13 protein-coding genes are annotated in these 9,614 nt (G+C 58.4%); 3 read left to right on the top strand and 10 right to left on the bottom strand.

Going from position 1 to position 9,614, the window contains the following annotated elements; translation table 11 throughout:
* Window positions 1-109: 109 nt before the first annotated feature.
* A complete protein-coding gene (gene fpr / locus ACIOWA_RS22120; protein WP_002554680.1) occupies window positions 110-889 on the bottom strand; it encodes a ferredoxin-NADP reductase in 780 nt (259 codons plus the stop codon).
* 142 nt (window positions 890-1,031) lie between these two features.
* On the opposite strand from fpr, the gene ACIOWA_RS22115 reads away from it, so the two are divergent.
* A complete protein-coding gene (locus tag ACIOWA_RS22115; protein WP_221732510.1) occupies window positions 1,032-1,958 on the top strand; it encodes a LysR family transcriptional regulator in 927 nt (308 codons plus the stop codon).
* Here ACIOWA_RS22115 and ACIOWA_RS22110 read toward each other — a convergent pair.
* From ACIOWA_RS22110 to ACIOWA_RS22100, 3 genes are all read right to left on the bottom strand, one after another.
* The gene (locus ACIOWA_RS22110) at window positions 1,955-2,317 is read right to left on the bottom strand and encodes a diacylglycerol kinase (RefSeq protein WP_236190235.1); all 363 of its coding nucleotides are present in this window, start codon (window positions 2,315-2,317) and stop codon (window positions 1,955-1,957) included. The genes ACIOWA_RS22115 and ACIOWA_RS22110 overlap by 4 nt on opposite strands.
* Window positions 2,318-2,391: 74 nt before the next feature.
* Window positions 2,392-3,042, bottom strand: coding sequence for a response regulator transcription factor ErdR (gene erdR / locus ACIOWA_RS22105; protein WP_339430601.1), 651 nt, complete (start codon window positions 3,040-3,042; stop codon window positions 2,392-2,394).
* A 223-nt stretch (window positions 3,043-3,265) separates the two neighbouring features.
* Window positions 3,266-4,012: a tRNA-uridine aminocarboxypropyltransferase gene (locus ACIOWA_RS22100; protein ID WP_339430600.1), complete on the bottom strand. Its 747-nt coding sequence runs from the start codon at window positions 4,010-4,012 to the stop codon at window positions 3,266-3,268.
* Between the two features lie 189 nt (window positions 4,013-4,201).
* On the opposite strand from ACIOWA_RS22100, the gene ACIOWA_RS22095 reads away from it, so the two are divergent.
* Complete coding sequence (locus ACIOWA_RS22095) at window positions 4,202-4,627, top strand: PA3611 family quorum-sensing-regulated virulence factor (protein ID WP_221732506.1); 426 nt, start codon at window positions 4,202-4,204, stop codon at window positions 4,625-4,627.
* Here the strand turns inward: ACIOWA_RS22095 and ACIOWA_RS22090 are convergent, their stop codons facing one another.
* On the bottom strand, window positions 4,628-4,822 hold the full coding sequence (locus ACIOWA_RS22090; RefSeq protein ID WP_339430599.1) for a hypothetical protein: 195 nt from the start codon (window positions 4,820-4,822) through the stop codon (window positions 4,628-4,630).
* Window positions 4,823-5,171: 349 nt separating this feature from the next.
* On the opposite strand from ACIOWA_RS22090, the gene ACIOWA_RS22085 reads away from it, so the two are divergent.
* A complete protein-coding gene (locus ACIOWA_RS22085; RefSeq protein ID WP_401161934.1) occupies window positions 5,172-6,290 on the top strand; it encodes a TIGR00730 family Rossman fold protein in 1,119 nt (372 codons plus the stop codon).
* Between the two features lie 54 nt (window positions 6,291-6,344).
* Here the strand turns inward: ACIOWA_RS22085 and recX are convergent, their stop codons facing one another.
* From recX to ACIOWA_RS22060, 5 genes are all read right to left on the bottom strand, one after another.
* Complete coding sequence (recX, locus tag ACIOWA_RS22080; protein WP_339430597.1) at window positions 6,345-6,812, bottom strand: recombination regulator RecX; 468 nt, start codon at window positions 6,810-6,812, stop codon at window positions 6,345-6,347.
* Window positions 6,813-6,821: 9 nt separating this feature from the next.
* Entirely contained in the window at window positions 6,822-7,880 is a 1,059-nt protein-coding gene (gene recA / locus ACIOWA_RS22075) for a recombinase RecA (protein WP_339430596.1), read from the bottom strand.
* A gap of 83 nt (window positions 7,881-7,963) precedes the next feature.
* Window positions 7,964-8,464, bottom strand: coding sequence for a CinA family protein (locus tag ACIOWA_RS22070; RefSeq protein WP_401161937.1), 501 nt, complete (start codon window positions 8,462-8,464; stop codon window positions 7,964-7,966).
* A gap of 68 nt (window positions 8,465-8,532) precedes the next feature.
* A complete protein-coding gene (locus tag ACIOWA_RS22065; RefSeq protein WP_401161931.1) occupies window positions 8,533-9,051 on the bottom strand; it encodes a lysis system i-spanin subunit Rz in 519 nt (172 codons plus the stop codon).
* Window positions 9,030-9,596, bottom strand: a complete 567-nt coding sequence (locus tag ACIOWA_RS22060) for a glycoside hydrolase family 19 protein (protein WP_339430594.1) — start codon at window positions 9,594-9,596, stop codon at window positions 9,030-9,032. Before ACIOWA_RS22060 ends, ACIOWA_RS22065 begins: the two co-directional genes overlap by 22 nt.
* Window positions 9,597-9,614: the final 18 nt, after the last annotated feature.

Below are 9,614 nucleotides of genomic sequence, written 5' to 3'. Positions count from 1 at the left end.
AGCTTGCCCGGGTGGTATTTGCTCTGTTGAAAAACCAGAGCGAATACTCCCCTAAAGCGGTTTAGGGGCTAGGCATGAACCATAGAATCTCCCACGGGTTTTGCGGTGCTTACTTCTCGACGAACGCACGCTCGATCAGGTAGTCGCCCGGCTCGCGCATACGCGGCGACACGGTCAGGCCGAAGCTGTTGAGTACTTCGCTGGTCTCGTCGAGCATGCTTGGGCTACCGCACAACATGGCGCGGTCGTCCTGCGGGTTGATCGGTGGCAGGCCGATGTCGCTGAACAGTTTGCCGCTGCGCATCAGGTCGGTCAGACGACCTTCGTTCTCGAACGGCTCGCGAGTGACGGTCGGGTAGTAAATCAGCTTGTCGCGCAGCGCTTCACCGAAGAATTCGTTCTGCGGCAGGTGCTCGGTGATGAATTCGCGGTAAGCGACTTCGTTCACGTAGCGCACGCCGTGGCACAGGATGACTTTTTCGAAACGCTCGTAGGTTTCCGGATCCTGAATCACGCTCATGAACGGTGCCAGACCAGTACCGGTGCTGAGCAGGTAAAGGTGTTTGCCAGGTTTCAGATCGTCCAGTACCAGCGTGCCCGTAGGCTTTTTGCTGATGATGATCTCGTCGCCTTCCTTCAGGTGCTGCAACTGCGAGGTCAGCGGGCCATCTGGCACCTTGATGCTGAAGAACTCCAGATGCTCTTCCCAGTTCGGGCTGGCAATCGAGTAAGCGCGCATAAGCGGGCGGCCGTTTGGCTGTTGCAGGCCGATCATCACGAACTGCCCGTTCTCGAAGCGCAGGCCCGGATCGCGGGTGCACTTGAAGCTGAACAGGGTATCGTTCCAGTGATGAACACTGAGGACACGCTCGTGGTTCATGTTGCTCATGTACGTTTGACTCCTGGATATTGGCTCTGCGCTTGCTCTAGGCTGGATAAATGCCGATGGTGCGCAATTGCATCGCATTCTAATAGCGCCGACAATATCTGTTAACTGGATTATTAAGATAAGGGTTATCGGTTATATCGATATGCGATTTACTCTCCGTCAACTGCAAGTCTTCGTCGCCGTCGCCCAGCAGGAAAGCGTATCCCGTGCTGCGGGTCTGCTTAACCTCTCGCAATCGGCGGCCAGCACCTCTATTACCGAGCTTGAGCGCCAGTCCAGCTGCCAGCTGTTCGACCGTGCCGGCAAACGGCTGAGCCTCAATGCCCTCGGCAAACAGCTGTTGCCACAAGCAGTGGCGCTGCTCGATCAGGCCAAGGAAATCGAAGACCTGCTCAACGGCAAATCCGGTTTCGGCTCGCTCTCCGTCGGCGCGACGCTGACCATCGGCAATTATCTGGCGACCCTGCTGATCGGCGGCTTCATGCAGCGCCACCCGGAAAGCCAGGTAAAGCTGCATGTACAGAACACAGCCAATATCGTGCACCAGGTGGCCCACTACGAAATTGATCTGGGTCTAATCGAAGGTGATTGCAACCACCCGGACATCGAAGTGCAGAGCTGGGTCGAGGATGAGCTGGTGGTGTTCTGCGCCCCGCAGCATCCGCTGGCCAAACGCGGCAGCGCGACCATGGAAGAGTTGACCCATGAGGCATGGATTCTGCGTGAACAAGGCTCCGGCACGCGCCTGACCTTCGATCAGGCCATGCGTCACCATCGCAGTGCGTTGAACATCCGGCTGGAGCTGGAGCACACCGAAGCGATCAAACGTGCAGTGGAATCAGGATTGGGGATTGGCTGCATCTCGCGACTGGCGCTACGCGATGCCTTCCGCCGCGGCAGTCTGGTGGCGGTGGAAACGCCAGATCTGGATCTGGCGCGACAGTTCTACTTCATCTGGCACAAACAGAAATACCAGACGTCGGCCATGCGCGAGTTTCTCGAACTGTGCCGCGCTTTCACCGCCGGGGTGCAGCGCAGCGACGAGATCGTCTTGCCAACCATCGCTTAAAGCAGAATCACGGCCCACACCAGGGCGATCATGCTCAGCGCAACGAATTGCGCCGCGCTGCCCATGTCCTTGGCGTTCTTGGACAGTGGGTGCAATTCCAGCGAGATGCGGTCGATGGCCGCTTCCACTGCCGAGTTCAGCAACTCGACGATCAGCGCCAACAGGCACACAGCGATCAATAGCGCCCGCTCAACCCGGCTGACATTGAGGAAGAACGTCAACGGAATCAGCACCACATTGAGCAGCACCAATTGACGGAACGCCGCTTCGCCCGTGAAGGCCGCGCGCAGGCCATCGAGCGAGTAACCGGAAGCGTTGAGGATGCGTTTCAGGCCAGTCTGGCCCTTGAAAGGTGACATAAAGTAGAAACCAACCAAAAAGGAGTGGGAAAGCTAGATCAACGACAGTCAAAAAAGCGTGAAGACGCCAGTCATTATTGGCTCGCAATTGACTCAAGTTGTTGCAGAAGCAAAGCAGCCTGCGTGCGAGTGCGCACATTCAACTTGCGAAAGATTGCCGTGACGTGGGCCTTGATGGTCGCTTCCGACACGCTCAGCTCGTAGGCAATCTGCTTGTTCAGCAACCCTTCGCAGACCATCGTCAATACGCGAAATTGCTGCGGCGTCAGGCTGGCAAGGCCATCGCTGGCGGCCTTGGCCTCAGCCGAAACGCTGACCGCCTCGAACGCTTGCGGTGGCCAGAACACGTCGCCATCGAGCACTTTGCGCACGGCCTCCTGAATCACGCTCAGGCCACTGGACTTGGGAATAAAGCCACTGGCGCCAAACTCGCGGGACTTAACCATCACAGATGCTTCTTCCTGCGCCGAAACCATCACCACCGGAATCTGCGGGTATTGGCCGCGCAACATCACCAACCCGGAAAATCCGAAAGCGCCGGGCATGTTCAGGTCCAGCAGGACCAGATCCCAGTCAGACTTTTCAGTCAGACGCGTTTCCAGTTCGGCGATGCTCGCCACTTCCACCAGGCGCACATCCGGGCCAAGGCCCAGCGTAATCGCTTGATGCAGTGCGCTACGAAAGAGGGGGTGATCATCGGCAATCAGGATGTCGTATGTGGCCATTTTTCAAATGATCCTGTTTTTGATGGCCGGCCCGGTGCATTCGGGTCTGGCCAAAGCAACTCAAGATGCCGCTTTGTAGCGGTATCCACAGGGGCACGTTCAACGCCAATCACTTGCAAACACGGCGTTTCAAACCTTGGCCGCACCCTAATCGGCGCCAAGCATGCCCAGCGAAGACTGGGCGGTCAAGCAGCACGGCCAGCGCGCTGTACAGTATGGGCCACTATTGGGCCAACGCTGCTTGCGGCTTTCGTATAAAGGGTTGCAGCTCGGCGTGGGCCGGGGTTGATTCGTTCACGTCCAATTGCTGTTTGGCACCGAGGTAATGCTGGCTGAACACATCGAAATAGGCGTCCAGCGCCGAAGCGGCGTCCGTATCGCCGGCCAGCTCAAGGCACAACGCCGCCACTTCGGCGGTGCACAGGTGCTCGCTTCGGGTTGAGCGGCGCAAGCGGTAGCGCGAGAGTTTGTCGGGCAACAGACTGAGAATCGGCAGGCGATCGAAGTACGGACTCTTGCGAAAGATTTTCCGCGCCTCGGTCCAGGTTGCGTCGAGCAAAATGAACAGCGGCCGCTTGCTGCCATCAGCCGCGACGGTATTGGTCACTCGCGATGGCTCGACGTATTCGCCGGGAAACACCAGATACGGCTGCCATTGCGGATCGTTGAGCAGCGCCAACATCTGCGGGTCCGGCTCGGTGCGCGACCAGATGAACGCATGGTTATCGCTGACCACATCAGCTATCAGCCAACCGGTGTTGCTCGGTTTGAACACTTCCTTGCCGGTCATGATCAGGCAGACACCGGAACGGGTTTCGACGCTTGGCCGCCAGGCGCACAGGCAATGACTGATGATCACCCGGCAGTCGCGGCACCGCTCGGAGCGAAAACCTCGCGCCTGAATCGGCTTGATGCCCGCGTCCTCGCGCTCATCGCGCAGGCGGGCTACAGCGTTGGGGGCATGATTCATCGCGGGGACGACCGGCAGACAGGGAAACTCGACACGAACAACACTCGGCAGGGCAATAAAGGCCGGCAGTTTACCAGAGCGGCGGGCACAAGCCTGTACCGTCCAGACCGGCTCCCCTATAATTCGCCGCCACTGAACGCACAGCCCCGTGGCTGGTCGAACCACCAGTCACCGAATCAGGAGAGTTTCATGCTGCGCCTTATCGTTCCCACCGCTGCCATTGTGCTGGCGTCGTCCTTCACCGCTCAGGCGGCGTCCTTGAGTGAGCAGAATCTGAACAGAGAGCTGCGCAACGTCGCCGCTCAAAGCAGCGTCGGTACGCCACGGGCCATCAATGAAGACATTCTTGATCAGGGCTACACCGTTGAAGGCACGCAGTTGATCAACCACCTGAGCGTGCAAAAGAGCCACGCCGAGAAAATGCGCGCTGATCCCAAAGCCGTATATTTCCAGCTGGGCGCCTCGGTTTGCAACAACCCGTCGTACCGCAAGCTGATGGCCAAGGGCGCGATCATGCGTTACGACTTCACCGAAGTGAAAACCAACAAAGCGATCGGCTCCGCCAGTTACCAGGAATCGGATTGCCCGAAAGCCGCACCGGCGAAAAAGAAGTAATCATCGCGAATTGGCGCGCCGCTGTTCATCCTCGGCGCGTAGCTCAGCCAGCAAGGCCTGTAAATAGTGTGAACGGCGCTCTCCTCCCGCCAACCGCCGGCAACATTCATCTTCGAGACTGACTTGATGGGTCTCGGCCGATGCTTTCAACATCCGATACAGCTGCGTATCGATTTCCAGAATCACTCTGGGCATATGTCCCGCCTCCTTGCCAACCGCAAATCCTTCAATAGCGCGCACCTTGCGTACTGTCGTTGACGCAACGTTGTCGTACGGTGCCTGTAAATCAGTTAATCAGAGGGTTTGCCGCTCGGCGCACGTTCGGACGAGCGGTGCTGTCATCGCGTAAAAATCAATCAGCGATTGCCAGTCTGGACGTGCGGCGCAATGATCGAGTCGGCGCAATCGCGCACAAGGGTCTAGATTCAGAGTATTCCCGATCACTTGTTAACGGCAGAAAAGGAACTGCCGACTGTGTGTTTTTGCAGCGCGGCACTGACGCCGCTCGTCAGGGCCACAAGCTCTGTGCAGAAGGAGACGTTGAATGCCTTACCAACCGAATGACCTCTTAAGCCGTCATTTTCAGGAAAGCGGCCCTGACCTCGTCATCAAGGTCGAAGAACAACTCAACCGCGTTTCACCCAATAGCCCCAATATCCCTATCTATCGCGACATGATCCTGACCGTGCTGCGTATGGCTCAGGAAGATCACAATCGATGGAATGCCAAGATCACCCTGCAAGCCCTGCGCGAGCTGGAGGAGGCGTTTCGGGTGCTGGAGCAATTCAAGGGCCGACGTAAAGTCACCGTCTTCGGCTCGGCGCGCACGCCGGTCGAGCATCCCCTGTACGCCATGGCCCGGGAACTCGGTGCAGCGCTGGTGCGCTCGGAAATGATGGTCATCACCGGGGCAGGTGGCGGCATCATGGCCGCCGCGCATGAGGGGGCAGGTCGCGATCACAGCCTGGGCTTCAACATCAACCTGCCCTTCGAGCAGCATGCCAATCCCACCGTGGGCGGCACCGGCAATCTGTTGCCCTTCCACTTCTTCTTCACCCGAAAGCTTTTCTTCGTCAAGGAAGCCGATGCACTGGTGCTTTGCCCTGGCGGCTTCGGCACGCTGGATGAAGCACTGGAAGTGCTGACGCTGATTCAGACCGGTAAAAGCCCACTGGTACCGGTGATACTGCTGGATGCACCAGGGGGCACCTTCTGGCAGGGTGCGATGGATTTCATCCACCAGCAACTGGCGGACAACCACTACATCCTGTCGACCGACATGAAACTGATGCGGCTCGTCTACTCCGTCGAGGAGGCAGTAGAAGAGATCAACCAGTTTTACAGCAACTTCCACTCCAGCCGCTGGCTCAAGCGCCAATTCGTGATCCGCATGAACCACAAGCTCAGCGATCAGGCACTGGCGCATCTGCAGGAAGCCTTTGCCGATTTGTGTTTGAGCGACCAGTTCCATCAACACACTTACAATGGTGAGGAACACGACGAGGCACAGTTCAGCCACCTGACGCGATTGGCATTCGCCTTCAATGCCCGCAATCACGGACGCTTAAGGGAGCTGGTGGACTACATCAACTTGCCGGAAAACTGGGCCCATTCCAAACCACAAACCGCGCAACGCAACCGAGAGCCTTCGAAGGTAATTTGAAGGAAAAAAAAACGGCCCGCTATTTTCATAGCGGGCCGTTTTTATTTAACCGTTTTAATCGTCCATCCCTCTGCCGCTGAACAAGCGGTTGATCATCTCCATCGAGAAGCCCCGATACGCCAGGAACCGACCTTGTTTGGCCCGCTCTTTGGCATCAATCGGCAGATGCCCGGAGAACTTTCGCTGCCACGTGTCCCGAAGTTGTTCCTGCCAACTGATACCACTTTCGCGTAAGGCGAGTTCGATATCGGCACGTTGCAAACCGCGCTGGCTCAGTTCCTCACGGATTCGCAGAGGGCCATAACCGGAACGGGCGCGGTAGGAAACAAAGCTTTCAAGGTAACGAGACTCCGAAAGCAGCCCTTCTTCCGTCAAACGGTCCAGGGCTGTTTCGATCATCTCCGCCGGAGCGCCGCGCTGACGCAGTTTACGCGTCAGCTCGACTCGACCGTGCTCACGACGTGCGAGCAGGTCCATGGCGGTTCGCCGCACCGCGACGAGGGTATCGAGTACAAGTGTCATTCAAAGGCTTCAAACGTCGACATCGGCCTCGGCCATATCGTCAACCTTGTCCTTGGCCAGCGAAGCCTTGACGTCTGCTACGGGGGCCAGCAGCTTGTCACGCAGTTGTTTCTCGAGCTTGGTGGCGATTTCAGGATTGTCCGCGAGGAACTTGGCCGAGTTGGCCTTGCCCTGACCGATCTTGGTGCCTTCATAGGCATACCAGGCGCCAGACTTTTCGACGAAACCGTGCAGCACACCCAGGTCGATCATCTCGCCATTGAGGTAGATGCCCTTGCCGTAAAGAATCTGGAACTCGGCCTGACGGAACGGCGAAGCCACCTTGTTCTTCACAACCTTGACGCGGGTTTCGCTACCCACCACTTCGTCGCCTTCTTTCACTGCACCAGTACGGCGGATGTCGAGACGGACCGATGCGTAGAACTTCAACGCATTACCACCGGTGGTGGTTTCCGGGCTACCAAACATCACGCCGATCTTCATACGGATCTGGTTGATGAAGATGACCAGGCAGTTGGCGTTCTTGATGTTACCGGTGATTTTACGCAGCGCCTGCGACATCAAACGGGCTTGCAGGCCGACGTGCATGTCGCCCATTTCGCCTTCGATTTCAGCCTTAGGCACCAATGCCGCCACGGAGTCGACGATGATCACGTCAACAGCGTTGGAGCGCACCAGCATGTCGGTGATTTCCAGGGCCTGTTCGCCGGTGTCCGGCTGGGAAACCAGCAGGTCGTCGACATTGACGCCCAGTTTGCCGGCGTACTCAGGGTCGAGTGCGTGTTCGGCGTCGACGAATGCGCAGGTCGCGCCGGCTTTTTGAGCCTGGGCGATCACGGACAGCGTCAGTGTGGTTTTACCGGAAGATTCAGGACCGTAGATTTCAACGATACGGCCTTTTGGCAGGCCGCCAATGCCGAGTGCAATGTCCAGACCCAGAGAGCCAGTGGAGATGGATGGGATCGCCTGACGGTCCTGATCGCCCATACGCATTACGGCACCCTTGCCGAATTGACGTTCGATCTGACCCAGGGCCGCAGCCAAGGCTTTCTTCTTGTTGTCGTCCATTAAAGTCCTCACGTAATCAATAAGGCCTGACGGCCAACACCTGTATAAGTAGCCAGTATTATTCCACAGCGTTCGTGGATCGCCTACCCCTGATTTTCGATTTCTCTTGCCGCTAGTCGCAGGAGCCCCTCTAGCGCGGCCTTCACCGTTTGTCGGCGGACTTCATCGCGGTTACCGGCAAAGTGCTGAACCTCGCAGCAAACCGCGTCGCCGACGCCCCACGCCAGCCACACCGTGCCCACAGGCTTGTTCGGTGTACCACCGTCGGGGCCGGCCACACCGCTGACGGCCACGGCGAACCGCGCCAGGCTTTTGTCCTGGGCGCCGCACACCATGGCCTCAACCACTTCACGACTGACCGCACCCACCGTTTCGAACAACTCGGCCGGCACATTCAGTTGCCGGGTTTTCTGGCGATTGGAGTAGGTCACATAGCCGGCCTCGAACCACGCCGAGCTGCCCGGTATCCGTGTGATGGCTTCGGCGATGCCGCCGCCGGTGCAGGATTCGGCCGTGGTGACGTGGGCATTGAGCACTTGCAGACGTCGGCCCAGCTCGGCGGCCAATTGAGTGATCTCTTTCAAGGTGCTCTCCGGATCGTGTGGAATGCGTACCACCGTACACGAGCCGGTTGCGCTTTCAATACACAGACTCATTCAAAATGTTCAGGCGCCAATGCTCTGACATAGGCCTGACAGGCCTGCAAGGCAATCAGTCCGCGGTCGCCGGTGTCGGTGATGGCGACAATTCGTTGAGCATGCGCCGGGTCAAGTCGGGCGCGTACGGTTGCATGATCCACGCCGCCGGTGCCGGCGGTGGCTGGCACCCCGCAGCCTTGGGCAGCATCGCCGGCGTCGATGAGGACTGACAGGCGCAGATCAGCAGTGGCAAGACGATCGCGCAGGCGATCCTGATCACGTTGGGCATCGCTCATGGCTCGATAGTGGGTTTGTTCACTGGCCGCAAGGCGTTGCTCCAGCGCCAGACGTTTATCCTGTTCGGCCTGTTGTGCGGTGGCGGCGGCCGTGGTCTGTTGATTGAGCGTTTCGGCGTTTAACCGAGCCTGCTCGGCCAACTGCCGACCGTAACGCCAGTCCTGAAACTGCCAGGCCAGCGCCGCCGCCCCGGCGGCGAGCAAAACAACGCCAATCACTCGCCAGGGGATTGGCATAGCACCGCCCTCGCCCGCGCCCAGATTTCCAAGCGATCCTGCAGGCCGTTCAACCCGCCGTTGATGCGCCGGGTGATGGTGTTGAACTGGTCGCGATCGGCCAGTTCGTTCAAGCCGTTCTGTTCCCAGAACCATGCCGCAGACTCGACGGCCCATTGTGGCTGTTCGAGCAGTTCGGGCAGGGACAACAGACGTTCATCGCCGAACAGGCCGAGGCTGCACTGACGGTAATTCGAACGGCCGGTAATCTGAATCAACCCGCGTCCTCGGTATTTTTGCCCGTCGCCGTCAGCCTCAGGTGTGTTGCCCAGACGCAGGGCGAGCGTGCCGGTGTCGTATTTGCTCAGGTATTGGTTGTTGCCCAGTTCGCGCACATAGCGCAATTGCCCGGACTCGTGACCGACTTGCGCAAGGAACGCCGCGACGCGTTTGGGCGAGTCGATATGACGGCGCGCCACGGCGCTGTTGAGTGCAGAAACAAAAACGCCCGCTTGGGAGCGGGCGTTGGGCATGATGTCGATAAGGTTGCTTTCAGTTATTTGCATAATGCTTGATCCTCCCTG

Origin of the sequence: Pseudomonas sp. NPDC087614 (assembly GCF_044743485.1) — a bacterium.
GTDB lineage: Bacteria > Pseudomonadota > Gammaproteobacteria > Pseudomonadales > Pseudomonadaceae > Aquipseudomonas > Aquipseudomonas baetica_A.
Note: the sequence above shows the minus strand (reverse complement) of the source record. Positions and strands in the feature narration are given on the sequence as shown.

Coding starts and splice junctions, on each gene's coding strand:
- fpr (WP_002554680.1), bottom strand. CDS start 889: ATGAGCAACATGAACCACGAGCGTGTCCTCAGTGTTCATCACTGGAAC.
- recX (WP_339430597.1), bottom strand. CDS start 6,812: ATGACACTTGTACTCGATACCCTCGTCGCGGTGCGGCGAACCGCCATG.
- ACIOWA_RS22090 (WP_339430599.1), bottom strand. CDS start 4,822: ATGCCCAGAGTGATTCTGGAAATCGATACGCAGCTGTATCGGATGTTG.
- ACIOWA_RS22115 (WP_221732510.1), top strand. CDS start 1,032: ATGCGATTTACTCTCCGTCAACTGCAAGTCTTCGTCGCCGTCGCCCAG.
- ACIOWA_RS22060 (WP_339430594.1), bottom strand. CDS start 9,596: ATGCAAATAACTGAAAGCAACCTTATCGACATCATGCCCAACGCCCGC.
- ACIOWA_RS22085 (WP_401161934.1), top strand. CDS start 5,172: ATGCCTTACCAACCGAATGACCTCTTAAGCCGTCATTTTCAGGAAAGC.
- recA (WP_339430596.1), bottom strand. CDS start 7,880: ATGGACGACAACAAGAAGAAAGCCTTGGCTGCGGCCCTGGGTCAGATC.
- ACIOWA_RS22095 (WP_221732506.1), top strand. CDS start 4,202: ATGCTGCGCCTTATCGTTCCCACCGCTGCCATTGTGCTGGCGTCGTCC.
- ACIOWA_RS22110 (WP_236190235.1), bottom strand. CDS start 2,317: ATGTCACCTTTCAAGGGCCAGACTGGCCTGAAACGCATCCTCAACGCT.
- ACIOWA_RS22065 (WP_401161931.1), bottom strand. CDS start 9,051: ATGCCAATCCCCTGGCGAGTGATTGGCGTTGTTTTGCTCGCCGCCGGG.
- ACIOWA_RS22100 (WP_339430600.1), bottom strand. CDS start 4,012: ATGAATCATGCCCCCAACGCTGTAGCCCGCCTGCGCGATGAGCGCGAG.
- erdR (WP_339430601.1), bottom strand. CDS start 3,042: ATGGCCACATACGACATCCTGATTGCCGATGATCACCCCCTCTTTCGT.